General features: G+C 73.4%; 25 protein-coding genes. 12 read left to right on the top strand and 13 right to left on the bottom strand.

What is annotated here, in order from left to right; all coding sequences use genetic code 11:
• Positions 1-138 precede the first annotated feature (138 nt).
• Positions 139-1074, bottom strand: a complete 936-nt coding sequence (locus tag FGW31_RS32205; RefSeq protein WP_142197319.1) for an SCO0930 family lipoprotein — start codon at positions 1072-1074, stop codon at positions 139-141.
• 202 nt (positions 1075-1276) lie between these two features.
• Positions 1277-1525, bottom strand: a complete 249-nt coding sequence (locus FGW31_RS35180) for a hypothetical protein (RefSeq protein ID WP_182730487.1) — start codon at positions 1523-1525, stop codon at positions 1277-1279.
• A gap of 217 nt (positions 1526-1742) precedes the next feature.
• Between FGW31_RS35180 and FGW31_RS35175 the strand changes: the two genes are divergently transcribed.
• On the top strand, positions 1743-1880 hold the full coding sequence (locus tag FGW31_RS35175) for a hypothetical protein (RefSeq protein WP_182675065.1): 138 nt from the start codon (positions 1743-1745) through the stop codon (positions 1878-1880).
• Between the two features lie 25 nt (positions 1881-1905).
• The gene (locus FGW31_RS32195; protein ID WP_142197065.1) at positions 1906-2670 is read left to right on the top strand and encodes a bestrophin-like domain; all 765 of its coding nucleotides are present in this window, start codon (positions 1906-1908) and stop codon (positions 2668-2670) included.
• A 95-nt stretch (positions 2671-2765) separates the two neighbouring features.
• Here FGW31_RS32195 and FGW31_RS32190 read toward each other — a convergent pair whose 3' ends face one another.
• Positions 2766-3263, bottom strand: coding sequence for a hypothetical protein (locus FGW31_RS32190; protein WP_142197064.1), 498 nt, complete (start codon positions 3261-3263; stop codon positions 2766-2768).
• A gap of 335 nt (positions 3264-3598) precedes the next feature.
• Here FGW31_RS32190 and FGW31_RS32185 point away from each other — a divergent pair, with 335 nt between their 5' ends.
• A complete protein-coding gene (locus FGW31_RS32185; RefSeq protein WP_142197063.1) occupies positions 3599-4267 on the top strand; it encodes a class F sortase in 669 nt (222 codons plus the stop codon).
• Between the two features lie 29 nt (positions 4268-4296).
• Here FGW31_RS32185 and FGW31_RS32180 read toward each other — a convergent pair whose 3' ends face one another.
• Complete coding sequence (locus FGW31_RS32180; protein WP_182675024.1) at positions 4297-5127, bottom strand: polysaccharide deacetylase family protein; 831 nt, start codon at positions 5125-5127, stop codon at positions 4297-4299.
• 146 nt (positions 5128-5273) lie between these two features.
• Here FGW31_RS32180 and FGW31_RS32175 point away from each other — a divergent pair, with 146 nt between their 5' ends.
• Positions 5274-5735 carry a universal stress protein gene (locus FGW31_RS32175; protein WP_142197062.1) on the top strand — a complete coding sequence of 154 codons (462 nt, stop codon included), beginning with the start codon at positions 5274-5276 and terminating at the stop codon, positions 5733-5735.
• 107 nt (positions 5736-5842) lie between these two features.
• Complete coding sequence (locus tag FGW31_RS32170; RefSeq protein WP_142197061.1) at positions 5843-7255, top strand: amino acid permease; 1413 nt, start codon at positions 5843-5845, stop codon at positions 7253-7255.
• Here the strand turns inward: FGW31_RS32170 and FGW31_RS32165 are convergent.
• Positions 7252-8067, bottom strand: coding sequence for an alpha/beta fold hydrolase (locus FGW31_RS32165; protein WP_142197060.1), 816 nt, complete (start codon positions 8065-8067; stop codon positions 7252-7254). The genes FGW31_RS32170 and FGW31_RS32165 overlap by 4 nt on opposite strands.
• A gap of 57 nt (positions 8068-8124) precedes the next feature.
• On the opposite strand from FGW31_RS32165, the gene FGW31_RS32160 reads away from it, so the two are divergent.
• The 4 genes from FGW31_RS32160 to FGW31_RS32145 all read left to right on the top strand — a co-directional run bounded on the left by FGW31_RS32160 (position 8125) and on the right by FGW31_RS32145 (position 10818).
• A complete protein-coding gene (locus tag FGW31_RS32160) occupies positions 8125-8601 on the top strand; it encodes a MarR family winged helix-turn-helix transcriptional regulator (protein ID WP_142197059.1) in 477 nt (158 codons plus the stop codon).
• Between the two features lie 186 nt (positions 8602-8787).
• Positions 8788-9333 (top strand): sigma-70 family RNA polymerase sigma factor, encoded by a 546-nt coding sequence (locus FGW31_RS32155; protein WP_142197058.1) that lies wholly within the window; start codon positions 8788-8790, stop codon positions 9331-9333.
• Between the two features lie 136 nt (positions 9334-9469).
• Positions 9470-9991 carry a hypothetical protein gene (locus FGW31_RS32150; RefSeq protein WP_142197057.1) on the top strand — a complete coding sequence of 174 codons (522 nt, stop codon included), beginning with the start codon at positions 9470-9472 and terminating at the stop codon, positions 9989-9991.
• 173 nt (positions 9992-10164) lie between these two features.
• Entirely contained in the window at positions 10165-10818 is a 654-nt protein-coding gene (locus tag FGW31_RS32145) for an anti-sigma factor family protein (RefSeq protein ID WP_142197056.1), read from the top strand.
• Between the two features lie 119 nt (positions 10819-10937).
• Here the strand turns inward: FGW31_RS32145 and FGW31_RS32140 are convergent, their stop codons facing one another.
• Both FGW31_RS32140 and FGW31_RS32135 read right to left on the bottom strand, forming a co-directional pair.
• A complete protein-coding gene (locus FGW31_RS32140; RefSeq protein WP_142197055.1) occupies positions 10938-11801 on the bottom strand; it encodes an Fpg/Nei family DNA glycosylase in 864 nt (287 codons plus the stop codon).
• Between the two features lie 31 nt (positions 11802-11832).
• Positions 11833-13929 (bottom strand): SpoIIE family protein phosphatase, encoded by a 2097-nt coding sequence (locus FGW31_RS32135; RefSeq protein ID WP_142197054.1) that lies wholly within the window; start codon positions 13927-13929, stop codon positions 11833-11835.
• Positions 13930-14069: 140 nt separating this feature from the next.
• Between FGW31_RS32135 and FGW31_RS32130 the strand changes: the two genes are divergently transcribed.
• Entirely contained in the window at positions 14070-15491 is a 1422-nt protein-coding gene (locus FGW31_RS32130; protein WP_142197053.1) for a lipase maturation factor family protein, read from the top strand.
• Here the strand turns inward: FGW31_RS32130 and FGW31_RS32125 are convergent.
• Genes FGW31_RS32125 through FGW31_RS32110 form a run of 4 tightly spaced genes read right to left on the bottom strand, consistent with a single transcriptional unit; the run spans position 15479 to position 19402 of the window.
• Positions 15479-16318, bottom strand: coding sequence for an amidohydrolase family protein (locus FGW31_RS32125; protein WP_142197052.1), 840 nt, complete (start codon positions 16316-16318; stop codon positions 15479-15481). The genes FGW31_RS32130 and FGW31_RS32125 overlap by 13 nt on opposite strands.
• Positions 16315-17307 (bottom strand): aldo/keto reductase, encoded by a 993-nt coding sequence (locus FGW31_RS32120; protein ID WP_142197051.1) that lies wholly within the window; start codon positions 17305-17307, stop codon positions 16315-16317. Before FGW31_RS32120 ends, FGW31_RS32125 begins: the two co-directional genes overlap by 4 nt.
• Positions 17304-18059 (bottom strand): SDR family NAD(P)-dependent oxidoreductase, encoded by a 756-nt coding sequence (locus FGW31_RS32115; protein WP_142197050.1) that lies wholly within the window; start codon positions 18057-18059, stop codon positions 17304-17306. Before FGW31_RS32115 ends, FGW31_RS32120 begins: the two co-directional genes overlap by 4 nt.
• Positions 18056-19402, bottom strand: a complete 1347-nt coding sequence (locus tag FGW31_RS32110) for an enolase C-terminal domain-like protein (protein ID WP_142197049.1) — start codon at positions 19400-19402, stop codon at positions 18056-18058. The genes FGW31_RS32115 and FGW31_RS32110 overlap by 4 nt, the downstream gene beginning before the upstream one ends.
• Before the next feature lie 183 nt (positions 19403-19585).
• On the opposite strand from FGW31_RS32110, the gene FGW31_RS32105 reads away from it, so the two are divergent.
• Complete coding sequence (locus FGW31_RS32105; RefSeq protein ID WP_142197048.1) at positions 19586-20287, top strand: FadR/GntR family transcriptional regulator; 702 nt, start codon at positions 19586-19588, stop codon at positions 20285-20287.
• Between the two features lie 4 nt (positions 20288-20291).
• On the opposite strand, the gene FGW31_RS32100 is transcribed toward FGW31_RS32105, so the two are convergent.
• Positions 20292-23306 (bottom strand): alpha-mannosidase, encoded by a 3015-nt coding sequence (locus FGW31_RS32100; protein WP_142197047.1) that lies wholly within the window; start codon positions 23304-23306, stop codon positions 20292-20294.
• Positions 23307-23838: 532 nt separating this feature from the next.
• Between FGW31_RS32100 and FGW31_RS32095 the strand changes: the two genes are divergently transcribed.
• Entirely contained in the window at positions 23839-24234 is a 396-nt protein-coding gene (locus tag FGW31_RS32095; RefSeq protein WP_142197046.1) for a VOC family protein, read from the top strand.
• A gap of 51 nt (positions 24235-24285) precedes the next feature.
• Here FGW31_RS32095 and FGW31_RS32090 read toward each other — a convergent pair whose 3' ends face one another.
• Positions 24286-24768 carry a GNAT family N-acetyltransferase gene (locus tag FGW31_RS32090; protein WP_142197045.1) on the bottom strand — a complete coding sequence of 161 codons (483 nt, stop codon included), beginning with the start codon at positions 24766-24768 and terminating at the stop codon, positions 24286-24288.
• Positions 24769-24770: the final 2 nt, after the last annotated feature.

Raw genomic sequence — 24770 nt, 5'->3', positions numbered from 1 at the left:
ACCGCATGACACTCAGGAACGAAGAGCGGCGACAATTCCTTGAGTTCCGGTGAATCACGGCAAAACGGTCCGCCCCTCCGCGAACCGCGGAGAGGCGGACCAGGCCGGTGCCGTCCGCGCGGACGGCACCCTGGGGGGTTATTTCCCGGACGCACCGACCGGTTTTCCGTCGGGCCGCACGGCGTACCAGGTGCCGCCGACGCCCTGACCGTTGGTGTCGCCGGGGGCCTTGTCGCCGGCGAAGGTGTAGATGGGCCAGCAGTCGATCGTCTGCTGGTCGGCGCCGTCCGGGCGGGTGAAGGTCATGTAGCCCTTCTTCCGGATGCCGTCGGTGTCCTCGAAGTCGACCGGCGACACCGCCGGCCACTTCTCCAGGCAGGCACCGGTGCAGGCGGAGACGGGTTTCGGCCAGGCCTCGTCCTTCATGAAGCGGTAGACGGTCCTGCCGTCGCCGTCGACGACGATCTCGCCGAGTTCCGGGTCCTGCCGGGTGGACAGCCCCGGCCGGTCGGCCGCCTGCGCCTTCTTGCCCTCGGGCGTCAGCGCGTACCAGGTGCCGCCCACTCCCTGGCCCTTGGCGTCGCCGGCGTTGACGTCCTTGGCGTAGCGGTAGGCCGGCCAGCCGCCGACGGTGAGCTGCTTGCTGCCGTCGGACCGGGTGACCTCCCCGAGCAGCGACTCGTCGATGCCCTCGCCGGCCGTGGCGTCGTCGGCGGGCACCGGGGGCCAGGTCTCGGCGCAGTCGCCGTCGCAGGTGGAGGCGGGCGGCTCGGCGGTGTCCTTGTCGAAGCGGTACAGGGTCAGACCGAGGCTGTCGGTCACCACCTTGCCGAGTTCGGCGTTGGCGGAGACATTCAGCTCGCCCGCCGCGTCGGAGGGGGCGGCCGACGCCTGCCCGCCCGCACCCGCTCCCGCGGTGCCGCTGCCGATCTCGCCGTAGTCGCCGGCCTCGGCCGTGGCGCCGACGTTCTGGCTGGAGGCGGGCGGCGGGGTGTCCTGACCGCAGGCCGTGGTCAGGGCCAGCACCGCCGCGGCGCTCGCCGCCAGCGAGGCGGTCCGCCAGGAGGTCTTCATCGTCAACTCCACATCGTCGCCAGGGTGTTTGCAGCGCCCTGCTGTGCCGCCGCTCGACGATGGGTACGCACGGGAGCACACCCGGTGTTCAACGGGGGCCCGGATTTCTTCGGTTAACTCCTTCGGGGCAATCACCCGGCCTCCGTGCGTGACGGGCCGGTCCGCGACCCATGATCCCCGTCGTGCACGCTCTCGTACCGACTCAAGCCCGCGGCCTCGCCCGCGTGTTGGCCGTGGGGACGCTGATCTGGGCGCTGGTCGGCGCACCCGGCGCGGCGACGGCCGACGCCTGTGCGTACGCCTCGACGGGACCGGACGGCACCGAGGCGGTCGCGGTCGCGGGAAGTGTCGAGTGGCCCTTCCCGCCGCCGTGCCCGCCTCCGCCGCCGCCCCCGACGCCCACGCCCACCCCGACACCGACGCCCACGCCGACGCCCACTCCCTCACCCACGCCCACTCCGCCACCGACGCCTCCGCCGGAGCCCGCGCCGACCACGCCGCGCCCGCCGAGGCCCAGCCCCACCCCCACCCCCGAGCCGGAGCGCCCGCCCGCCGCCCGCCCGGCTCCGCCCGCGGCCCGGCCGACCCCGGCGCCCACCCCGCCGCCCCCACCGTCCCCTCCCCCACCGCCCCCGTCGCCGTCGGCCACGCCCGAGCCGCGTCCGTCCGTGACGCCCGTGCGCTACCCGCGCCACCGCGCGGCCCCGGCGCGGCGCTCCTCCGGCGGGGCCATGTCGCCGCTCGTCTTCGTCCTGCTCATCACGGTGCCCGCGGTGGTCGCCGTCGCCGCGCTCCGTCCGCGCTGAACCTCGTTGCTTGTGGAGGCACATCTTGCCGGAATGGCTTGTTCTCACCCTCGCGATGCTGGCCGCCTGCGTCGTCGTGGTGGTGGTCACCCTCGTGCGGCACCGCAGGGCGTCCGACGACGAGGATCCCAGCGAGACACCGGACGTCATCGAGTACATGACGATGTGGATCGGCGTGGTGTACGCCATCGTCCTCGGTCTCGCCATCGCCGGCGTCTGGGAGGGGCGCAGCGCCGCCCAGGAGCACGTACGGGCGGAGGCGGTGGCCCTGCACGAGATCTCCGAGCGCGTACGGGTCTACCCGGCGGACGTGCGCGACCGCATCCGCGACGACGTCAACGCCTATGTCGGACACCTCGTGACGACCGAGTGGCGGGTCATGGCCGACGAGGGCCGGGTCACCGCGCGCGGCACCGCGCTGCTCGACCGCGTCCGCCACGACGTCACCGACTACGAGCCGCGCACGGACTTCGAGGCGCAGGCCTACCAGCCGCTCATGGACCAGGTGGCCGCCGCCGACCAGGCGCGCAGCGCGCGGGCCGAGTCGACCGGGGAGACCATGCCGGGCGTGGTGTGGTTCGGGCTGATCGCCGGGGCCGCCATCACCATCGGCATGATCTTCGCGCTGCAGATCCGGCGCACCGGGCGGGAGTTGGTGCTGGCCGGGCTGTTCTCCGCGCTGATCGCCTTCCTGCTCTTCCTGATCTGGGACTTCGACGCGCCCTACGGCCGGGGCATGGCCGCCTCGGCGGAGCCGTTCCTGCGGCTCTTCCCGCATCTGGCGGGCTGAGCCCGGCGGGCGCGGCGGCGCCCCGGATCCTCCGCGGATCCGGGGCGCCGTCCTGTCGGACACGTGCGGAACGGCAGTCGCGGGGGGACAGCTGCTCAGACCTGCTTCTCGGCGCGGCGGCGCATCCAGAAGAGGCCGCCGCCGACGACCGCGGCCGTCACCAGCGCGCCGCCGATGGCGATGTCCGTGGGCGTCGCGCCGCTGGTGCTGCTGCCGCCGATACCGCCCTGGACACCGCCGATGACGGTGAAGGCGGCCGGGCGGGTCAGGCTCTTGCCGGAGCAGTGGACGGTGATGTCGTAGGGGCCGGGACGGGCGTTGGCGTCGACGGTCGCGGTGCCCTTCGAGGTGTCGTTGGCCCCGTGGATGGGCGTGAGGTTGGTCTTGGGGAAGACCTTGGAGGTCGCGGTGCCGCCGTGCGGGCAGCCGTCGACCGTGATGGTCAGCTGGCCGCCGGCCGCGATGACGCTGGGCAGGGCGACGATGTTGGACGGGTTGGGCACCCGGCCGGAGTCCGCCACGGCCGCCGGTGCGGCGACCCCGAGGACGGCGACCGCGGCTCCGGCGGCCGCCAGGGCACGTGTGTTGCGCATGTGATCCTCCGCGGAAGGCGCCCCGGGTCCCGTCCCCGGTCGATCGGCGAGAAAGCGCCTCCCGGAAAGACCCTCAGTTGCCTTGAGCCGCACCGCATTTCGGGACTGGTCCGTACCGGTGAGGCGGTGGGCGCGCGGCCGGCCGCGCCGGGGGATATCGCCGCAGGTCACGGACCGTCAGAAGATCTTCGCCGGGTGCCGCCCCGGATGGCGCACCCGCCGCCGCCGGGGACCACCCGTTCGCCGCCGCCCCGTCGCCGGTTGCGCGCGCGCCACTTAGCGTTTTCGTCATGCGCGAGTGACACGGCGACGGCCGTGTCGAGAGGGGAAGGCGAATGTCTGCTTTCTGGCCGGCCGAAGCCGAAGAGGAGGCGCGGCCCAAGAAGCGCGCCCCGTGGGGCGTGATAGCGCTGGTCCTGCTCACCGGCCTCGCGCTCATCCGGAACGGTTCCGGGGAGTTCGACGTGGGCCCGCCGCAGCCGGCCGGGGCGGCCGCCGCCGACAGCCGGGTGCCCGGCGCCACCGTCGTCCCGTCGGCGGAGCCGCTGCCGTACTCGATGCCGGACCGGGTGCGGATCCCGGCGATCCAGGTGGACGCGCCGGTGATGCCGGTGGGGCTGGACGCGGAGGGCTGGGTGGACGCACCGCCGCCCGAGGACCCCAATCTGGCGGGCTGGTTCACCGGTGCCGTGACACCGGGCGAGAAGGGCACGGCGGTCGTCGTCGGTCATGTCGACAACGCACAGGGCCCGGCGGTGTTCTACGGGCTCGGGGCGATGAAGAAGGGCAACCGCGTCGAGATCCAGCGCAAGGACGGCAGGACCGCCGTGTTCGAGGTCTACGGCATCGAGGTCTTCGCGAAGAACGCCTTCCCCGGGAACCGGGTCTACTCCTCGAAGGGCACCGCGGAGCTGCGGGTGATCACCTGCGGCGGCGGTTTCTCCCAGCAGAACGGCTACGACGGGAACGTCGTCGCGTTCGCCCGCCTGGCCGAGGTCCGCTGACCGGACCCCGGCCGGGCCGGGGTCCGGGCTCAGGCGTACTGCCGGCGGGGCACCGTGAGGTGGTAGCCGTCGTCGAGGAGCGCCGGCAGGTAGCGGCGCAGGGCCCGTACGCTCTGTCCCCGGTCGCCCCCGGCGTCGTGCGAGAGCACCACGACGCCGGGGGCGGCGCCGTCCTCGACCCGGTCGACGATGGTGCGGGTGCCGGGGGTGGTCCAGTCGAGGGTGTCGACGGTCCAGGCCAGCGGCTCCATGCCCAGTTCGGCGCCGAGCTGGAAGGCGGCGCGGTTCCAGGCGCCGTAGGGTGCGCGGAACCACTCCGGGCGGTGCCCGTGGGCCTTCTCCACGATGTCGCTGGTGCGCTCCATCTCGGAGCGGATCCGGCTGCGGCGCAGTTCGGTGAGGAGCGGGTGGGACCAGGTGTGGTTGCCGACCACGTGCCCCTCGTCGGCCATCCGGGCCAGCAGGTCCGGATGGGTGGCGGCCATCTCGCCGCAGACGAAGAACATCGCCCGCACCTCGTAGCGGGCGAGGGTGTCCAGGATGTGCGGGGTGTAGCGGGGGTCGGGTCCGTCGTCGAAGGTCAGCACCATGGTGCGGCCGCGCCCGGACACCCGCAGCAGCGGTTCCGTGCGCACCGGGGTCCTGCCGGGCGTGGTGCGCGGCGGGCCGTAGCCGGTCAGGGGCCTGAGGCGGTACTCGGAGGGCTTGAGCGGGCGGCGGGCGGCCGGTGCGCCGGCGGCGGGCGGCGGGGCCTGCTTCCCGGCGCCCGGCGTGATCGCCGCGGCCACGGTGGCCGCACCGAGGGCGGCGGCGCCGGCGCACAGCGTCCGGCGCCGGGTGAGCAACTGATCCTTCTGCATGACTCATCAGTCGCCCCGCGGGGGGCCGACGCACCTCAGCGACACCGGTGCGGCGGCACGGATTCACCCGATCGACGCAGCGCGGGCCGGCGGATTCCCGCGGACGCCCCGCCGGACCCGGCGGACGGCTCCGATAGCCTCGGGCCGTGACGGAACAGCAGTCCCATCGGTTCGAACGGGGCACGGACGGCCCGAAGGTGATCGTGGTCGGCGTGGACGGCTCCGACTCCTCGCTGCGCGCGGCGGCGTACGCGTTCGGACTGGCGCGCCGCCAGGGGGCGTTGCTCGCCATCGTCTACGTGCAGCCGGTGCTGGCGGCGGGCGCGGCGCTCGGCGCGCCGGTGGCCGACGCCACGGAGGAGATCGCCGAGGGCCTGGTGGCGCAGGTGCGGGACGCGATGGAGCGGATCAAGGGGGTCTTCGACGTCCGCTGGGAGTTCCACACGTTCCGCGGCGACCCGTACAACGGCCTGGTGAAGGCGGCGGACGACCTCAAGGCGGACGCGGTGGTGGTGGGCGCCTCCGAGCAGGCGGGGCACCGGATCGTCGGGTCGGTCGCGGTGCGGCTGGTGAAGGCGGGGCGCTGGCCGGTGACGGTGGTGCCGTAGTTCCGCCGCCGTGGGCCCGGTGCGTGCGTGGTGTCTTCCGTCGGAGGTGTCGTGGGGGCATCATGATCCGCCGTCAGCCGTTTGCCGATCGCGAAGAGGTGAGGCGCATGGCCGGGCTCCGGATGGGTGAGGGCATTCTCCGCCGCAAACCCATCGAACACATCGAGGAGACGGAAGTCGGCGAGGGTGCGCGACTGGAGCGCACCCTCGGACTGGGGCAGCTCACCGCGATCGGCGTGGGCGGCATCATCGGCGCCGGCATCTTCACGCTGGCGGGAACGGTCGCCAACGGCACGGCGGGCCCGGCGGTGCTGTTGTCGTTCCTGGTCGCGGGGGTGGCCAGCGCCGCCGCCGCGCTGTCGTACGCGGAGTTCGCGGGGCTGATCCCGAAGGCCGGTTCGGCCTACACGTACGGGTACGCGGTGCTCGGGGAGCTCGCGGGCTGGTTCATCGGCTGGGACCTGCTGCTGGAGTACACGGCGATCGTGGCGGTGGTGGCGATCGGCATCTCCGGCTACTTCAGCTTCCTGGTGAACGAGATGGGCGCCGACCTGCCGAACTGGATGCTGGGTGCGCCCGGCACCGGTGACGGCCACCGCGTGGACCTGTTCGCGGCCCTGCTGTGTCTGCTGATCGCCTTCCTGCTGAACCTCGGCATCAAGAACGCGGCCCGGTTCGAGACGGTCGTGGTGGTGCTGAAGGTGCTGGTCGTGCTGCTGGTGATCGCGGTCGGCGTGTTCCACATCGACACCGCGAACTACAACCCGTTCTTCCCGTACGGGGTGGGCGGGGCGTTCACCGGTGCGGCGACGGTGTTCTTCGCGGTGTTCGGCTACGACGCGATGTCAACGGCGGCCGAGGAGTCCAAGGACGCCCAGCGGCACATGCCGAAGGCGATCATCTATTCACTGATCATCTCGATGGTCCTGTACGTGGCGGCCTGCCTGGTGCTGACGGGCATGCAGAACCACAAGGACATCGACCCGGAGAGCGGCTTCTCCACGGCGTTCAAGTCGGTGGGGCTGGGCGGGCTCGCGGACGTGATCGCGGTGGGCGCCATCATCGGCATCCTCACCGTGATGTTCACGTTCATGCTGGGTGTGACGCGGGTGTGGTTCGCGATGTCGCGGGACGGGCTGCTGCCGCGCTGGTTCGCCAAGACCCACCCGACCCGGCACGTGCCGACGCGGGTCACCTGGATCGTGGGGGTGGCGTCGGCCGCCATCGCCGGGTTCCTGCCGATCGGCGAGGCGGCCGAACTGACCAACATCGGGATCCTGCTGGCGTTCGTCGTGGTGTGCACGGCGGTGATCGTGCTGCGCTACCGGCAGCCGGACCTGCCGCGCACCTTCCGCACGCCGTGGATGCCGGTGGTGCCGGCGCTGGGCGTGGTCTTCTCGATCTGGCTGATCACGTTCCTGCAGTGGCAGACCTGGGCGCGGTTCGCGGTGTGGTTCGCGCTGGGTCTGGTGATCTACTTCGCCTACTCCTACCGGCGGTCGGAGCTGGCGCGGCGTTAGAGGGCGCGCAGGAAGTCCAGCAGGATCCGGTTGAAGAGCTCCGGCCGCTCCATGTTCGGGTAGTGGCCGGTGCCGCCCACGGTCACGGTCCGGCCGCCGGGGACGGCACCGGCGAGGCGCTCGGCCGCGGCGAGCACGTCGTCGGGTTCGAGGGCGCCGTTCACGGCGAGCAGCGGGACCTCGATCTTCGGTGCGCGCTCGAAGGAGCCGGTCACGGGAACGAGCCGGTTCCGCTCGCCGGGGGTGTGCTTGGAGATGGTGTGCAGCGCCATCTCCCGCAGCCGGCCGAGGATGCCGGGGTCGATGTCGTCGGCGGTGCGGTGGGGGCCGGGTACGACGCGGAGGAAGGCCGTGAGCCAGCCCTCGACGTCGCCGGCGGCCAGCGCCCGCGCGGTCTCGGCCTGCACCTCCTGGTGCCAGGGATCGGTGGACCGGAAGTCTCCGGTCGCGGCGCCGCAGGTGACCACGGCGCGGACGAGGCCGGGGTGTTCGAGCACGGTGTCGGTGGCGATGACGCCGCCCATCGACAGGCCGACGAGGACGGCCGGGCCCGCGTCGAGGTGGCGCAGCAGTCCGGCGAGGTCGTCGGCCCAGCGGAACGGCGCGGTGGCGTTGGCGGAGAGGCCGTGACCGCGTACGTCCGGGGCGATCACCCGGTGGTGGGCGGCGAGGGCGGGGATCTGGTCCTGCCAGACGCGGTGGTCGACGAATCCGGAGTGGATCAGGACGACCGGGTCGCCGGATCCGGTGTCGAGGTAGGCGAGATCGCCGTCGGCGGACGGGAAGAAGCGCAGGTCCGAAGCACCAATCATGACAACCAAGGTGTCATCTTCACGGGAGTTTGGCAACCAAGGTGTCATGATGAGGGGGTGAACGCGATGGACAAGCCCCTGCCCCCGGACGCACTCGGCCGCCGCCTCACCGAGGTGTACGACCTGGTCGGCCCCCTCTACCGGCGCGCCCAGCGCAGCGTGGAGCAGGGCCTCGCCACCGGCGACGGCCTGTCGCTCGGCGTGCGTGCCGTGCTGACGCTGCTGCACCGCAACGGGCCGATGACCGTGCCGCAGATGGGCCGGGCGCAGGCGATCAGCCGGCAGTTCGTGCAGCGCATGGTGAACGACGCGGCGGCGCAGGACCTGGTGGAGAGCGTCCCCAACCCCGCCCACCGGCGGTCCTCGCTCATCCGCCTCACGCAGCGGGGCTCCGCGGCGATCACCGCCGTCCTCGACCGCGAGCACCAGTTGCTGCGGGAGGTCGGCGGGGACCTCACGGACGCCGACGTCACGGCCTGCCTGCGGGTCCTCGGCGAACTGCTGAAGGCCCTCGACCACGTCGACCTCGGCTGACGCGGGGAACAGGCAGGGGCGCTCGCTCCGCGCCGTCACCGCTCCGACACGCCGGGTGGCGCGTCCGGCGGTCGCGGACCGCCGCCTCGACCGTTCGTCGGACCGTTCATCGACGCGATCGACCGTCCGCCGCACGCTCGTGTGCGCGCCCTGTCCACGGGTGACGCCGTGCGCTGCCATACGGCCATGACGGCCGGAATGACACTCACGAACGAGACGACCGCCGAGCACGAGCTCGCCGCACTGCAACGCGAGCACGGCCGGCCCCTCTTCGCGCTGCTGCTCCGGCTCTGCGACGGCGACCGGCAGCGCGCGGAGGACCTGGTCCAGGAGACCCTGGTACGCGCCTGGCAGCATCCCGAGGCCCTGCGCGCCGAGGACTTCGCCTCCGTGCGGCCCTGGCTGCTCACCGTGGGACGGCGGCTGGCGATCGACGCGCGACGGGCGCGGCAGGCACGGCCGGCCGAGGTCGGGGACGCCGTGCTGGAGAACGCGCGGGTGACCTCCGACCACGCCGAGCGGGCCGCGGCCATGCTCGACGTCCGTGAGGCTGTGAAGACACTCACTCCCGAGCACCGTGAAGTCCTGGTGCTCGTGTACTTCCAGGGGGCGAGTGTGGCGGAAGCGGCGTCGGCCCTCGGCATCCCGCCCGGTACCGTGAAGTCCCGCGCGTACTACGCGCTGCGCGCCCTGCGCCGGGTGCTTCCGGGATACGCCTCCGACATGCGGTGAAACCGGCGGTCGAGTCAAACCTCCGTAAAGCGCCTTGCCGATGACCCCGGATCAGTAATCGGCTGTCCTCATCCGTGTTCCGGACCGGGGGCCCGGGTTCGGGCGACGCGCACGCACCGGAGGAAGGCAGGAAGGGATGCTGCACAGAGGTCGAGAGAGCACGGACGGCACCGGTGACGGTGAACTGACCGTCCCCATGGCTTGGTTGTACGCCGAGTACATCGCCGACGAGCTGCTGCGCAGCGGCGATCTCATGCCGCCGACGTCCTTCGAGTTCCGCGCCGGCCGGGACGCGCTGGCGCTGACCGTCTTCCTGTCCGACACCGACGGCGAGCTGTCCGGCATCCGGGTGGTCACCCAGCTGGAGACCTGGCTGTCCCTGACCGCCTACGACCAGCCGTGGCAGGAGTGGGTACAGGAACGCCTGGCCGACCTGGAGGCGGCCGCCGGCGCGTCCGGCCGGACCGCTCCGGATCCCGCGCTGGAGCTGGCCCGGGCGGCCTGGCGCTGGCTCAGGGAGACGGAGCTGCTCGCGCCCGATCTCAACGCGGTCCCGGGCGGCGGCGCGGTGACCGGTGAGGACGAGGGCCCGAAGGTGTGGACGCCGGCCTGGCAGCTCGGGCTGCCGCTCGGCCACCTCGCGATCCACCTCTTCTAGGTCCCGGGATCCGGCGAGCCGGGTCACCGGGAGGACCGGCCGGTTGGTGGGCCACAGGGCTCCGCATCCCCGGGTCACGATTCGGCACGTGGCTTGAGTGATTCCGCTGCCCGGTGCGTACCGGTGGGAGCAAGGAGTGACCCCACTCCCACCCAACGGCACGAGGATTCGGCATGAGGTCCCTGGAGAGGCATCGCGATGTCGGCGCCTACGCGCTCGGCGTGCTGGACGAGGCGGACGCCTTCCGCTTCGAGGACCACCTCATGGAGTGCCCTCGCTGTGCCATCCAGGTGACCGAGTTCGGGCCCGCCGCACGGCAGTTGATGCTGTACCGGCAGTCCACTCCGCGGCTGGTGCACCCGTTGGCGAAGCCCGGGCCGAGGCTGCTGGACCGGCTGCTGTCGGAGGTGGCCGCGCGCCACCGCTCGGGCCGTCGCCGGCTGCTGCCGGCGCTGGCCGCCTCGGTGGTGTTCGCGGTGTCCGCACCGGCGATCGCGCTGGTGACCGAGGACGCCGGCCGGAGCGCCGTGAGCGTCGCGGCGACGGACGAACGGTCCGGGGTGTGGGCGCGGGTGACCACCGAGGAGCAGGTCTGGGGCAGTCACGTCGAGCTGAGGGTCAAGGACGGCGCGGGGCCGCGCGCCTGCCATCTGGTGGTGGTCGGCCGGGACGGCTCCGAGGAGACGGTGACCAGCTGGAGCATGCCCCGGCACGACGCCCGCCCCCACACGATGCTCGGCGGGGCCGCGCTGCACCCGGAGGAGATCGCCCGCTACGAGGTGCGCACGGCGGACGGGGAGCCACTGGTGACCCTGCGGCCCGGGTAAGACGGCCGGGGCCCCGGGTCCACCGCCGCGGCTTCCCCGCGCCGCAGGACTCCCTGCCGCGGCGTTCCAGCCGCCGGTTCACCGCCACGGGCTCACCACCCGGGTCCACCGCCGCGGGTTCACTTCAGCAGGCGGGAGAGCCTGCGGTCGGCCAAGGGCTTGCCGCCGGTCTGGCAGGTCGGGCAGTACTGCAGCGAGGAGTCGCTGAAGGACACCTCGCGGACGGTGTCCCCGCACACCGGGCAGGGCTCCCCGGTGCGGCCGTGCACCCTGAGCCCGCTCTTCTTCTCCGACTTCAGCCGTCCGGCCGCGACGCCGCGGGAGCGTTCCACCGCCTCGATGAGCGTGGTGCGCAGCGCCTCGTACAGCCGGGTGGTCTCCTGAGGGGTGAGGGAGGCGGCCAGTTTGTACGGGGACATGCGGGCCGCGTGCAGGATCTCGTCGCTGTAGGCGTTGCCGACGCCCGCGATCAGGCCCTGGTCCCGCAGCGCGCCCTTGAGCCGCCGGCGCTCCCCGGCCAGCAGGTCCGCCAGGCGCCGCTCGTCGAAGTCGTCGGCCAGCGGGTCCGGGCCGAGCCGGGCGACGCCCGGCACCTCCTGCGGGTCCGCGACGACGTACACGGCGAGCCGCTTCTGGGTACCGGCCTCGGTCAGGTCGAAGCCGGCGCCGTTCTCCAGCGCGACGCGCAGGGCGAGCGGGCCCTTGCCGGGCCGGGGCGGGCCGCTGGGCAGCCGGTCCTTCCACTGCAGCCAGCCGGCGCGGGCCAGATGGGTGACGAGGTGCGGGCCGCCGTCCGTCTCGAGGCCGAGGAACTTGCCGTACCGGCGCACGGCGGTGACCTCGCGGCCCTCGACGGCCGTGAGCGGCGGGTCGTAGGTCTTCAGGACGCTGATCGCCACGGGCAGCACCCGCACGATCTCGTGGCCGGCCAGGTGCTCGGTGAGGAAGTCCTTGAGCGCCTCGACCTCGGGGAGTTCCGGCATACGACAAGAGTGCCACCGGGGGCCGGTGCGGTCAGGTCGTGCCGGTCCCGTCCGCCACCACGAACTCGCTCCACACGCACTTGCCGCCGCCGCGCGCCTCCACGCCCCACGCGTCCGTGAGGACCTCGATGAGCTGCAGGCCCCGGCCCGAGACGCCCGCCTCCCCCGCCTCGCGGCGGCGCGGCAGGGCGCTGGAGGTGTCCTCCACCTCGACGCGGACGCGCCGCTCGCTGCCGGTGAGCATCCGCACGGTGACGGCCGCGGAGCCCTCGGTGTGCATCAGCACGTTGGTGATCATCTCGTCGGCGACCAGTTCGATCTCGTCGGCCCGGTCGCGCGCACCCCAGCCGGCGACCGCGGTGCGGATCAGACGCCGGGTCTCGGAGAGCGCCTCCGGGTCGCCGGGCGGCACGTCCTGCTTGAGCCGGCCGCCGGGGCGCGCGTGGTCCAGGACGCGGCGGCGCAGCAGGAGCAGCGCCACGTCGTCGTCGCCGCCGCGTTCCTCCGCCACGTCGATGAGCCGGTCGGCGAGCTCGCGCACGTCGTCGGGGCCGGCGGCGATCTGGGCGGCCAGGGCCTCCATGCCGTCGTCGAGGTCGGCGCCGGGCTGTTCGACCAGGCCGTCGGTGCACAGCAGCAGGGTGTCGCCGGGGTCGAGCTCGACCGTGGCGACCGGGTAGTCCAGCCGGCCGAAGTCCGCGGACAGGCCGAGCGGCAGTCCGCCGGGGACGAAGACACGGCGGCAGGAGCCGTCGGTGCGGCGCACCAGCGGGTCGATGTGCCCGGCCCGGACCACCTGGAGCACGCCGGTGGCCAGGTCGGCCTCGGCGTACAGGCAGGTCGCGGAGCGGTCGGTGTCGAGTTCGTTCAGGAACACCGAGGCGCGGGCCATCACGGTGGCGGGCGGGTGGCCCTCGGCGGCGTAGGCGCGCAGCACGATGCGCAGCTGGCCCATGACCGCGGCGGCGTGCGTGTCGTGGCCCTGGACGTCGCCGATGACGGCGCCGACCCTGCCGCCGGGCAGCGGGATGAGGTCGTACCAGTCGCCGCCGATGTCCCGGCCGACGGTGCCGCCGATGGTGGCGGCCCGGTAGCGCACGGCCAGGTCGGCGCCGGGCACGCTGGGGATGGTGCGCGGCAGCATGGCCTGCTGCAGGCCCTGGGCGAGGTCCATCTCCTGCTCGTAGAACATGGCGCGCTGCAGGCTCTGCGAGATGCTGCTGCCGAGGGCGACCAGGATGTTGCGCTCGTCGGCGGAGAAGCCGTGCCGGTCGCTGTAGAGCAGGCCCATGGCACCGATGGGGCGGGCCTGGACGATGAGCGGCAGATAGGCCGCCGAGGTGATCCTGAGGTCGGTGAGGCCCCGCCACAGCTTCGGGTAGCGCTCGGCGAACTCCTCCGGGGACTCGATGAAGCACGGGCTGAGGGTGCGCACCGCGTCGCTCATCGGGTACGGGTCGTCGATCCGGGTGATCTCGGTGCCCGGGACGAAGCTGCCCTCGGGGCCCTCGGCGATGAGCCGGATCCGGTCGGCCTCCAGCAGGCCCATGACCAGGCTGGTGGCGCCCAGGTGGGTGAGGCCGTGGGTGTCCTTGAGGACGTCGATGACGTCCTGCACGGTGCGGGCGTGGGCGAGGGCGGCGGTGGTGAGCTGGACGACGTTGGTCTGCCGGCGGCGGGCGTCCTGCTGGGCGGCCTGGTCGCGCCGGGCTGCGGCGTCGCCGAGTTCCTGGGTGGCGTCCCGGACGATGCCGATGATGCGGCGGGGCCTGCCCGTCCCGTCCCGGCGGATGTAGCCCTGGGTGTGGGTCCAGCGCAGGGAGCCGTCGCGGCAGCGGACACGGAAGTAGGCGCCGTAGTTCTCGCTGCCGTCCTTCAGCGCGTTCGAGACGACGGCGTCCAGGCGCCGGGCCTCGCCGGGCGGCACCCGCTTGCCCAGGCTCTCGGGGCGGTCGTCGTACTCGTCGGGGCGCACGTCGAAGATCTCGTGCGCCTGGGCGTCCATCTGCATCACCCCGGCGTCCAGGTCCCAGTCGAAACTGCCCATGCGGTTGAGCGCCAGGATCGGATCCGGGTGGTCCGGCCAGTCGTCCGGGAGTGACAGGGGGCTCGCTCCCCGATCAGCCATGGCTTCACCATGCCAGGGTTCCCCCGATTCTTCGACCGCTGGGACGGCTCGGTCGCCGTGGCCGCGCGGGTAGCCGCGCCCGCCCGGTGGTACACGGAGGGTCACGGGGCCGGCGGGCGCCGACGGAGGGAGCGAGGCCCGTGGAGTGGTTCACCGCAGCCGACTACTGGCTGAGCCGGACGGTCTTCCAGCGGGCACTGGCCGGCCTGTACCTGGTCGCGTTCCTGACGGCGGCGCTGCAGTTCCGGGCCCTGATCGGGGAGCGCGGGATGCTGCCGGTGCCGCGGTTTTTGGAGCGGGTGCCGCCGCGGCGGTCGCCGAGCCTGTTCCACCTGCACTACTCGGACCGGTTCTTCGCGCTCTGCGCCTGGGCGGGCTGCGCGGTGGCGGCGGCGCTGCTGGCGGGAGTGGACTCGCTGCTTCCGCTGTGGGGGGCGATGCTGCTGTGGCTGGTGCCGTGGGCGCTGTACCTGTCGATCGTGAACGTCGGGCAGACCTGGTACGCGTTCGGCTGGGAGTCGCTGCTCCTCGAGGTCGGCTTCCTCGCGGTGTTCCTCGGCAACGACGAGGTGGCGCCGCCGGTCGTGGTGCTGTTCCTGCTGTGGTGGGTCCTGTTCCGGGTGGAGTTCGGCGCCGGACTGATCAAGATGCGCGGCGACGAGTGCTGGCGGAAACTGACCTGCCTGGACCACCACCACGAGACGCAGCCCATGCCGGGTCCGCTGAGCTGGTTCTTCCACCATCTGCCCAAGCCGCTGCACCGGGTCGAGGTGGCCGCGAACCACGTCACCCAGCTCGTCGTGCCGTTCCTGCTGTTCACCCCGCAGCCGGTGGCCACCGCCGCCGCCTCGCTGATGATCGTCACCCAGCTGTGGCTGGTGCTCTCCGGCAACTTCGCCTGGCTGAACTGGATCACGATCGTGCTGGCCCTGTCGGCGGTCCGGTTCCCGTCCGATCCGCCCGCCGTGCCCGGCGCGCCGCTGTGGTTCGTGGTGGTCGTGCTCGCGGTGTCCGCGCTGCTGCTGGGACTGTCCTACCAGCCGGTCCGCAACATGCTCTCCCGCCGCCAGGTGATGAACCGCTCCTTCGACCCGCTGCACCTGGTGAACACCTACGGCGCGTTCGGCAGCGTCAGCCGGATCCGGTACGAGGTGGTCGTGGAGGGCACGGCCGACGAGGCACCGCGCCAGGACTCCGACTGGCGGGAGTACGAGTTCAAGGGCAAGCCGGGCGATCCGCGGCGCTGGCCGCGCCAGTTCGCGCCGTACCATCTGCGGCTGGACTGGCTGATGTGGTTCGCCGCGCTGTCGCCGGCGTACGCGGGGCCGTGGTTCGGCGCGTTGGTGGAGCGGCTGCTGGAGAACGACCGCGACACGCTGAGGCTGCTGCGCCGCTCCCCGTTCCCGGCGGACGCGCCGCCCCGGTACGTCCGCGCCCGCCTGTTCCGCTACCGCTACACGACCTGGCGGGAGCTGCGGGAGACGGGCGCCTGCTGGGAGCGGACGTACGTGCGGGAGTTCCTGCCGCCGACCCGGCTGGCGGGGGCGGTTCAGAGGTCGTAGACGCGCACGGCGGTGGTCTCGAAGACCTCACGGCGTCCGGCGTCGTCGAGGTGACCGGTCAGTGCCCGCGCGGTGGCCAGGACGTCGCCGTACGCGGCCTCCAGGGTGCACACCGGCCAGTCCGAGCCGAACATCGTGCGCCCGGGGCCGAAGGCGTCCAGGACGACGTCGGCGTACGGGCGCAGGTCCGCGTGGCTCCAGGATCCGGGGGCGGCCTCGGTGACCAGGCCGGAGAGCTTGCACACGGTGTGGGGCAGGTCGGCCAGGGCGCGGGCGCCGGACGCCCAGGGTTCGACGGCGCCGGAGGCGACGGGCGGTTTGCCGGCGTGGTCGAGGACGAAGGTGAGACCGGGCAGCGCGGCGGCCGCCCGGGCGCACGCCGGCAGCTGGTGCGGCAGCACCACCAGGTCGTACACGAGTCCCGCGGCGGCGACGGCGGCCAGTCCGCGCCGTACGTCGGCGCGCAGCAGCCACTCGGGGTCGGCCTCCGCCTGGACCTGGTGGCGGATGCCCTTCAGCAGGTCCCCACCGGGCAGGTCGCGCAGCCGGGCCAGTTCGTCGGTGATGTCGGGGCGGGTGAGGTCCGTCCAGCCGACGACGCCCGCGACCAGGGGGTGTGCGGCCGCGAGCGCGAGCAGTTCGGGCGTCTCCTCGGGGACCGTGACCGTCTGCACCAGGACGGTCCGGTCGACGCCGGCCGCGCTCGCCTCGGGCGCGAGGTCGGCCAGGGTGAAGTTCCGCCGCAGGGGCGCCCGTTCGGGTCCGGTGAGCCAGTCCTGGTCGCGGACGGTCAGGTCCCAGACGTGGTGGTGCGCGTCGACGGTCACGGCGGCTCCTCGGCGGGTACGGGGGCGTCGGGCGGCAGCAGGCCGGTGGCGCGCAGCTCCCGCCAGAGGGCGGCGGGCACGCGGGCGGCGAACCGGTCGGCGCAGTCGTGGACCTCGGCCGCCGAGCGGGCACCGACCAGGACGCTCGCGACGGCCGGGTGGGCGGCGCAGAAGGCCAGGGCGGCGGCGCGCAGGGTGGTGCCGTGGCGCTCGGCGGCCTCCTTCATCCGCAGCGCGCGCTGAAGCAACCCGGCCGGTGCGGGTGCGTAGTCGTACGTCGCGCCGGGTTTCGGGTCGGCGAGCAGGCCGGAGTTGAAGGCGCCGCCGACGACGACGGAGGTGCCGCGTTCCAGGGCGGCGGGCAGCAGGTCGGCCAGGGCGCTCTGGTCGAGGAGGGTGTGGCGGCCGGCGCACAGCACGACGTCGACGTCGGTGTCGCGGACGAAGCGGGTCAGCATCGCCGTTTGGTTCATGCCGGCGCCGATCGCACGCACGACGCCTTCCGAGCGGAGCCGTTCCAGGGCCGGATAGCCCTCGTGGAAGGCCTGCTCGGCGTGGTCGTCGGGGTCGTGCAGGTAGACGACGTCGACGTGGTCGAGGCCGAGGCGTTCCAGGCTCGCCTCCAGGGTGCGCCGTACGCCGTCGGCGGTGAAGTCCCAGACGCGGCGGTGGGTGGCGGGCACGGCGAAGCCGTGGGCGAGGTCGTCGCCGCCGGCGTCGGCGGGTTCCAGGCGGCGGCCCACCTTCGTGGACACCGTGTAGCGGTCCCGCGAGTGCTCGCGCAGGGCCGCGCCGAGGCGGCGTTCGGCGAGGCCGAGGCCGTAGTGCGGGGCGGTGTCGAAGTAGCGGATGCCGCGCCGCCAGGCGGCCCGCACCGCCTCGTACGCCTCCTCTTCGGCGACCTCGGTGTACAGGTTGCCGATGCCGGAGGCGCCGAAGGCCAGTCCGGTGACCTCGACGCCGGTGCGGCCGAGCCGGTGCCGGTTCACCGGCCCGCCGGGCGCGTCCGCAGTCCCTGCATGCCGCCGTCGACGGCGAGGGCGGTGCCGGTGGTGGCGGCGGACAGCGGACTCGCGAGGTGGGCGACGGCGGCCGCGACCTCGTCGGCCGTGACGAGGCGGCCGGTGGGCTGGCGGGCCTCGAGCGCGGCGCGTTCGGCGGCGGGGTCGTCGGCGGCGTCGAGCAGCCGGCCGACCCACGGGGTGTCGACCGTGCCCGGGTTGACGCAGTTGACGCGGATGCCCTCGCGGACGTGGTCGGCGGCCATGGCGAGGGTGAGGGAGTACACCGCGCCCTTGGTGGCGCTGTACAGGGCGCGCTGCGGCAGGCCGGCGGTGGCGGCGATGGAGCAGGTGTTGACGATCGCGGCGTGCGCGGAGGCGCGCAGGTGCGGCAGGCAGGCGCGGGCGGTGCGGACCATGCCGAACACGTTGACGTCGAAGACGTGGTGCCACTCCGCGTCGGAGTTGGTCTCCACGGTGCCCTGCGCGCCGATGCCGGCGTTGTTGACCAGTACGTCCAGGCCGCCCAGGTCGTGGACGGCGGCGGCGACCGCCGCGCGCACCGAGGCGTCGTCGGTGACGTCGGCGGCGTAGCCGGTGAGGGGGTCGCCGACCGGTGACGGGTCGAGGTCGAGGACGGCCACCTTTGCGCCGCGCCGGGCGAGGAGGCCGGCGGTGGCCCGGCCGATGCCGGAGGCGCCGCCGGTCACCAGGGCCGTCAGGCCCTCGAAGTCGCTCATGCCACCTGCTCCTTGTCCTTGTGCGGGTCCGGTCCGGCGGCCCAGTAGGAGCCGTCGGGATAGGTGTAGCGCGCCAGGGACTCCGGTCGCAGGGCGGCGGAGAAGCCCGGCGCGAGGGGTGCGGTGTAGTGGCCGTCGCGGATCACCACCGGGTCGAGGAAGTGGTCGTGCAGATGGTCGACGTACTCGATGACCCGGTCCTCGGTGGTGCCGGTCAGTGCCACGTAGTCGAACATCGACAAGTGCTGGACGAGTTCGCACAGGCCGACCCCGCCGGCGTGCGGGCACACCGGGACGCCGAACTTGGTGGCCAGCAGCAGGATCGCGAGGTTCTCGGGCACGCCGCCGACGCGGGCCGCGTCGATCTGGACGATGTCGAGGGCTCCGGCCTGGAGGAACTGTTTGAAGACGATCCGGTTCTGGGCGTGTTCGCCCGTGGCGACCTTCACCGGGGCGACGGCGCGGCGGACGGCCGCGTGGCCGAGGATGTCGTCGGGGCTGGTCGGCTCCTCGATCCAGTACGGGTCGAACTCGGCGAGCGCCCGGGTCCAGCGGATCGCCTCGGCCACGTCCCAGCGCTGGTTGGCGTCGATCGCCAGGCGCACGTCCGGTCCGACGGCGGCGCGGGCGGCCCGGCAGCGGCGGATGTCGTCGGCGAGGTCGGCGCCGACCTTGAGTTTGATCTGCCGGAAGCCGTCGGCGACCGCGCGGGTGGCGAGCCGGGTCAGCTTGTCGTCGTCGTAGCCGAGCCAGCCGGGCGAGGTGGTGTACGCGGGGTAGCCGCGCTCCAGCAGGCGGGCCGTGCGCGCCCCGGCGCCCTCGCGGCCGCGGCGCAGCAGGTCCAGGGCCTCCTCGGGGGTGAGGGCGTCGGTGAGGTAGCGGAAGTCGATCTGCCGTACCAGCCAGGCGGGTTCGGCCTCGGCGAGCAGCCGCCACAGGGGTGTGTCCGCGCGTTTGGCGGCCAGGTCCCAGACGGCGTTGACGACGGCCCCGACGGCCATGTGCATCACGCCCTTCTCGGGGCCGAGCCAGCGCAGTTGGCTGTCCCCGACGAGGTCGCGGTTGAGGACGGAGGGGTCGGCGCACAGCTCGTCGGCGGACCGGCCGAGCAGATGGCCGCGCAGCGCCTCGATCGCGGCGACCTGGACGTCGTTGCCCCGCCCGATGGTGAACGCGAAGCCGTGGCCCTCGTGTCCGTCGGCCGCGTCGGTGCGCAGGACGACGTAGGCCGCCGAGTAGTCGGGGTCCGGGTTCATCGCGTCGGAGCCGTCGAGGTCGCGCGAGGTGGGGAACCGGACGTCGTAGGTGTCGACGGCGGTGATGCGGGCGGGGTGCGGGGGCACGGAGGGCCTTTCGCCGGGGTACGGGGACGAGGCGGCGCGGTCGCGGACGACGACGGCATACTTATCAGACCACTCGCGGAGCCCGACACCCTCCGGACGGCGATTTCCCGGCTTTCCACCCGCAGTGGTCGGACCACTTTCGTCGTTAGACTGCGGCGGACCCGGGGTGAGTGGAGGAGTGGCGTGGAGGAGACGGGCCCGCGGAAGGGCACGGTGACGCAGCGCGCCATCGAGCGGATCACCGCGATGATCCGCGAGGGCGAGCTGAGGCCCGGCGGGCGGCTGCCCACCGAACGGGACCTCGCCGCCCGGCTGGGCATCTCCCGCAGTTCGATGCGGGAGGCGATCCGCGCGCTCACCGTGCTGGGCGTGCTGGAGGCCCGGCACGGCTCCGGCATCTACGTCACCCGGCTGGAGGCCGGGGACCTGCTGGAGACGTTCGGGGTCGTGGCCGATCTGTCCCGGGGGCAGCGGCTGGTGGAACTGCTCCAGGTGCGCCGCGCGCTGGAGTCGGCGGCGACCGCGACGGCCGCCGCGCGGATCACGGCCGACGGCCTGGCCGCCGTCGGGAAGCACCTGGCGGCGATGGACGCCACCGACGACCCGGAGGAGTTCCTCGCCCACGACCTGGCCTTCCACCGTGAGATCGTGGCCGCCGCCGGCAACGAGACGATGGCCGCCATCCTGGAGGGCCTGTCCTCGCGCACCGTCCGGGCCCGGGTCCGGCGCGGCCACCAGGAGGAGGACGCGTTCGCCCGCACCCGCAGCGAACACGCCGCGATCCACCGCGCCCTGGCCGCCCGCGACCCGGAGGCGGCGCGGGCGGCGGCGGCCGCGCACGTGGGCGCGGTGGAGGAGTGGCTGCGCGCCCGGCTGGAGGACTGAAACGTCAGGCGCGCTTCAGCCGCAGCGTCATCAGCTGGAACGGCCGCAGCCGTACGGTGATCCGGTCGCCGTCGAGCGGGGGTGCCTCCGTGTCCGCCAGCGGGCGTTCCAGCAGGTCGGTCACCTCCACGCCGGTGGCCGCGAAACCGGTGGTGAGGGTGGTCAGGGCACGGGCGCCGTGGGCCTCGTGGAAGCGCACGACGACGTCGCCGCTGCCGTCGTCGGCGAGCTTCACCGCCGTGACCACGACCGCGTCCCGGTCGACCGTCACCAGCGGGGCGACCTCGCCGGCTCCGGTCAGGTGCCGCTCGGGCAGGTTGATCCGCCAGCCCTCGCGCACCGCGTCGCCGACGGTCGCGCCGGGCACCAGCGCGTGCCGGAAGCGGTGCACGCCCTGGTCGGTCTCGGGGTCGGGGAAGCGCGGGGCGCGCAGCAGGGAGACCCGGACGGTCGTGGTCGTGCCGCCGTCGTCGCGGACCGTGCGCGTCACGTCGTGGCCGTACGTCGAGTCGTTGACGACGGCCACGCCCCAGTCGGGCTCCTGGAGGTGGACGAAGCGGTGGTTGCACGCCTCGAACTTGGCGGCCTCCCAGGAGGTGTTGGTGTGGGTGGGCCGGAAGAAGTGCCCGAACTGCGTCTCCGACGCGTACCGTTCGGCGTGCAGGTCGAGGGGGAAGGCGAGCTTGAGGAACTTCTCCGTCTCGTGCCAGTCGACCTCGGTGTCCACCACCAGCCGCCGCTCCCCCGGCGGCAGCGACAGCAACTGGGTGACGCGCGAGTTGCCGAAGGAGCGCACGATCCGCACCGAGGCGCCGTCCTCCCCTTCCGTGACCTCCTCCGCGTCGGTCAGGTCGGTGACCGTGTTGCGGTAGAACTCGTCGACGTCCCACGCGTCCCACATGTTCGGCAGGTCCGGGTGGAGCTGGAGCAGGTTGCCGGCCCGGCCGGGGGCGACAGTCTCGCGGCCGGCCTCCAGGTCGTGCGCGGAGACCAGCAGGCCGCGGGCGTCGATCTCGGTCCGCAGCAGGCCGTTGTCGAGGACGTAGCCGCCGCCGGGTCGTGCCGCGAGCGTCGTACGGCCCTCGGCCGCCGCCGTCCGGGCACCGCCCGCCGGGACGCCGGCGCGGGCGTGCGGGGCGGCGTTGAACACCAGCGGGACCGTCCCCTCGCCGGCCAGGGCGCGCTGCGCGGAGTCGATGACGGCGTTCAGTTCCGCGGCGATCCGCGCGTAGGTGGCGCGGGCCTCGCGGTGCACCCAGGCGATGGAGGAGCCGGGCAGGATGTCGTGGAACTGGTGCAGCAGCACCGTCTTCCAGATCCGGTCCAACTCCTCGTAGGGGTAGGCGAATCCGGTCCGTACGGCCGCCGTGGCCGCCCACAGCTCGGCCTCCCGCAGCAGGTGTTCGCTGCGCCGGTTGCCCTGCTTGGTGCCGGCCTGGCTGGTGAGGGTGGCGCGGTGCAGTTCGAGGTAGAGCTCGCCGACCCAGACGGGCGGTTCGGGGTACTCGGCCTCGGCCTTGGCGAAGAAGGCCGACGGCGTCTCCCAGGTGACCGTCGCCGAGCCCTCCAGGTTCCGCAGCCGGGCCGCCCTGGCGACCATCTCGCGGGTGGTGCCGCCGCCTCCGTCGCCCCACCCGGTGGGCGCGAGGGAGTGGCGGGCGACGCCCTTGTCCTTGAAGTTGCGGACCGCGTGGGCGATCTCGGAGCCCTTCATGGAGCAGTTGTAGGTGTCGACGGGCGGGAAGTGGGTGAAGATCCGGGTGCCGTCGACGCCCTCCCAGCGGAAGGTGTGGTGGGGGAAGCGGTTCGTCCGTGACCAGGAGATCTTCTGCGTCAGCAGGTACTTGGAGCCCGCGGCCTTGATGATCTGGGGCAGTCCGGCGGCGAAGCCGAACGTGTCGGGCAGCCATGCCTCGTCGTTCTCGATGCCGAACTCGTCGAGGAAGAACCGCTTCCCGTGCACGAACTGCCGGGCCATCGCCTCCGAGCCGGGCATGTTGGTGTCCGACTCCACCCACATGCCGCCGGCCGGCACGAACCGCCCGTCGGCCACCGCCTTCTTCACCCGCGCCCACACCTCGGGCCGGTGCTCCTTGACCCACGCCCACTGCTGCGCCTGCGACATGGCGAACACGAACTCGGGTTCGTCGTCCAGCAGCGCCGTCATGTTGGCCGTCGTGCGGGCGACCTTGCGCACGGTCTCACGCAGCGGCCACAGCCACGCCGAGTCGATGTGCGCGTGTCCGACGGCGCTGATGCGGTGCACGGAGGGCACGGCGGGTGCGGCGAGGACGTCGGCGAGCCGGGCGCGGGCCCGTTCCGCCGTGCCGCCCACGTCCTGGAGGTCGACGGCGTCCAGGGCCCGCTCCACCGCCCGCAGGATCTCCCAGCGGCGGGGCGAGTCGACCGGCAGCTCGGCCATCAGCTCACCGAGCACCTCCAGGTCGACGACCAGCTGCCACACGGTCTCGTCGAACACGGCGAGGTCCATGCGGGTCAGCGTGTACAGCGGCGCGCTGCCCGCGGTCTCCTTGTCGCCGAGCGGGGTCGGCGCGAAGGGGCGGTGGCCCATGATGACGGGGTTGGAGGCCGCCTCGATGTGCAGCCGCACCTCCTCCCCGCCCTCGACGGGCGCGCCGATGCGCACCCACTGGTTGCGCGGGTTGACGCCCTTGACGGGAGTGCCGTCGGGCCGGTACACCAGCCCCTCGCACTGGAAGCCCGGCATGTTCTCGTCGAAGCCGAGGTCGAGAACGGCCTCCACGGTCCGCCCGGCCCATTCCTCGGGGACGGTGCCGGTGACCCGGAACCAGCTGGTGCCCCAGGGCGCTCCCCAGCGGGCGCCCACCGCGACGGGCTCGGGTTCGGCGGCGAGGCCCTCGGCGACGGGGACGGGTTCTCCGGGCGCGTTCCACACCGCGACGTCGAGCGGTACGGACTCGGGGTACACGGCGGGGCGGATGCGCTCGTCGAGGACGCGCGCGAGGCGGGCTTCGACCAGGGTGCGGTCGTCATGCATGCGGGGCGCTCCAGGGTTGGGGGCGGGCGGTCACCAGGGGTACCACTCCCCCGCCGCGCACCTGTTGGAACCCTGCTCCCGGTCGGCGGGCGGCGCTGCGGCCGGCCGGGGCGCGGGCCGGCGCCCCGGCCTCGATGCGGTGCGTGACGTCGGAGCAGCCGCCGACGGCCGGTCGACGGGCCCGCCCCGGCAGGTGCGGATCCGGTCGCTCCGTCCTGCGCGGGCCGCTCGTCACGCTCGCTCGCGGCTACGGAGAGCCGACGTCACCCGGAGGGCGTGGCCGGTAAACGCCGTTGCCGCGTCCGGCAGTGAGCGCCTAGGGTCGGGCGGGTGACTGCCGGGTCGGCCATGGGCCATACACGTGAGGCGCTCCCGGCCTCGGAGTGAGGCCGGCGCGGGGCGCGCCCCCGTCCGCGCGGCGCCCGGCCGGTGCCCGCGGCCCGCCCTTCCTCTCCGCGTCCCTTCGCTCGCCGGCCGCGCCCCTTGGCGCGGCCCACCGTGGCCACCACCGACACCGGAGACGAATCCAGCCATGTCCGACGCCCAGCACGTCCAGTTGAACCACACCGCCGTCTACGCCAGTGACCGCAGTCGCTCCGCCGAGTTCCTCGCCGGGATCCTGGGGCTGGAGGTCGGCGCGCCCTTCGGGCCGTTCCTGCCCGTCGACCTCGGCAACGGCGTGACCCTCGACTACTACGAGAAGCGGGACGAGCCGATCCAGGGCCAGCACTACGCGTTCCTGGTGCCCGAGGAACGGTTCGACGCGATGATCACGCGCCTCGAGGAGGCCGGGGTCACCTACTTCGCGGACCCCTCCCACACCGAGCCGGGCCGGGTCAACGGCCTCTTCGGCGGCCGGGGCGCCTACTTCGACGACCCGGACGGCCACAACATGGAGATCATGACCCGGCCCTACGTCCGGCCCTGAGCGGCCGACGGCGGCGACCGGCACGGCCGCCCGCTCCCGGCCGTGCCCCGGTCACAGCGCCCGGTACATGATGTGCAGCCCGACCGGGCCGTGCCGGGGGTGGTCGAAGGCGCCGGGAACCGTACCGAGGACCGTGAAGCCCAGCGAGGTCCACAGCTGCACGGCCGGATTGGTCTCCACGACGGCGTTGAACACCATGCCCCGGTAGCCGGCCGCCCGCGCCTCGGCCAGGACGTGCTCGGCGAGCAGCCGGCCGAGGCCCCGGCCGGTGTGGTCGGGGTCGACCATGAAGCCCGCGTTGGCGATGCCGGCGGCGGGGCCGCCGTAGTTGGCGGTGAGGTAGGCGGAGGCGACGACGGCACCGCTGTCGTCCTCGACGACGTACACCCGCTTCGCCGGGTTCATCCACAGGTCCCGGGCGGCCTCCTCGGAGGTGCCCGGGTCCCAGGCGTAGGTCTCGCCCGCGGCGACGATGCGGTGCCAGAACGGCCAGATGCGCGGCCAGTCGTCCAAGGTCGCTTCCCTGATCGGCATGG

Source organism: Streptomyces calvus (assembly GCF_006782915.1).
GTDB lineage: Bacteria > Actinomycetota > Actinomycetes > Streptomycetales > Streptomycetaceae > Streptomyces > Streptomyces calvus.
Note: the sequence above shows the minus strand (reverse complement) of the source record. Positions and strands in the feature narration are given on the sequence as shown.

Excerpts from the sequence above, each read along its gene's own strand:
- FGW31_RS32205 (WP_142197319.1), bottom strand. The coding sequence starts at position 1,074 with ATGAAGACCTCCTGGCGGACCGCCTCGCTGGCGGCGAGCGCCGCGGCG.
- FGW31_RS32190 (WP_142197064.1), bottom strand. The coding sequence starts at position 3,263 with ATGCGCAACACACGTGCCCTGGCGGCCGCCGGAGCCGCGGTCGCCGTC.
- FGW31_RS32185 (WP_142197063.1), top strand. The coding sequence starts at position 3,599 with ATGTCTGCTTTCTGGCCGGCCGAAGCCGAAGAGGAGGCGCGGCCCAAG.
- FGW31_RS32180 (WP_182675024.1), bottom strand. The coding sequence starts at position 5,127 with ATGCAGAAGGATCAGTTGCTCACCCGGCGCCGGACGCTGTGCGCCGGC.
- FGW31_RS32170 (WP_142197061.1), top strand. The coding sequence starts at position 5,843 with ATGGCCGGGCTCCGGATGGGTGAGGGCATTCTCCGCCGCAAACCCATC.
- FGW31_RS32165 (WP_142197060.1), bottom strand. The coding sequence starts at position 8,067 with ATGATTGGTGCTTCGGACCTGCGCTTCTTCCCGTCCGCCGACGGCGAT.
- FGW31_RS32155 (WP_142197058.1), top strand. The coding sequence starts at position 8,788 with ATGACGGCCGGAATGACACTCACGAACGAGACGACCGCCGAGCACGAG.
- FGW31_RS32150 (WP_142197057.1), top strand. The coding sequence starts at position 9,470 with ATGCTGCACAGAGGTCGAGAGAGCACGGACGGCACCGGTGACGGTGAA.
- FGW31_RS32145 (WP_142197056.1), top strand. The coding sequence starts at position 10,165 with ATGAGGTCCCTGGAGAGGCATCGCGATGTCGGCGCCTACGCGCTCGGC.
- FGW31_RS32140 (WP_142197055.1), bottom strand. The coding sequence starts at position 11,801 with ATGCCGGAACTCCCCGAGGTCGAGGCGCTCAAGGACTTCCTCACCGAG.
- FGW31_RS32135 (WP_142197054.1), bottom strand. The coding sequence starts at position 13,929 with ATGGCTGATCGGGGAGCGAGCCCCCTGTCACTCCCGGACGACTGGCCG.
- FGW31_RS32115 (WP_142197050.1), bottom strand. The coding sequence starts at position 18,059 with ATGAGCGACTTCGAGGGCCTGACGGCCCTGGTGACCGGCGGCGCCTCC.
- FGW31_RS32100 (WP_142197047.1), bottom strand. The coding sequence starts at position 23,306 with ATGCATGACGACCGCACCCTGGTCGAAGCCCGCCTCGCGCGCGTCCTC.
- FGW31_RS32095 (WP_142197046.1), top strand. The coding sequence starts at position 23,839 with ATGTCCGACGCCCAGCACGTCCAGTTGAACCACACCGCCGTCTACGCC.
- FGW31_RS32090 (WP_142197045.1), bottom strand. The coding sequence starts at position 24,768 with ATGCCGATCAGGGAAGCGACCTTGGACGACTGGCCGCGCATCTGGCCG.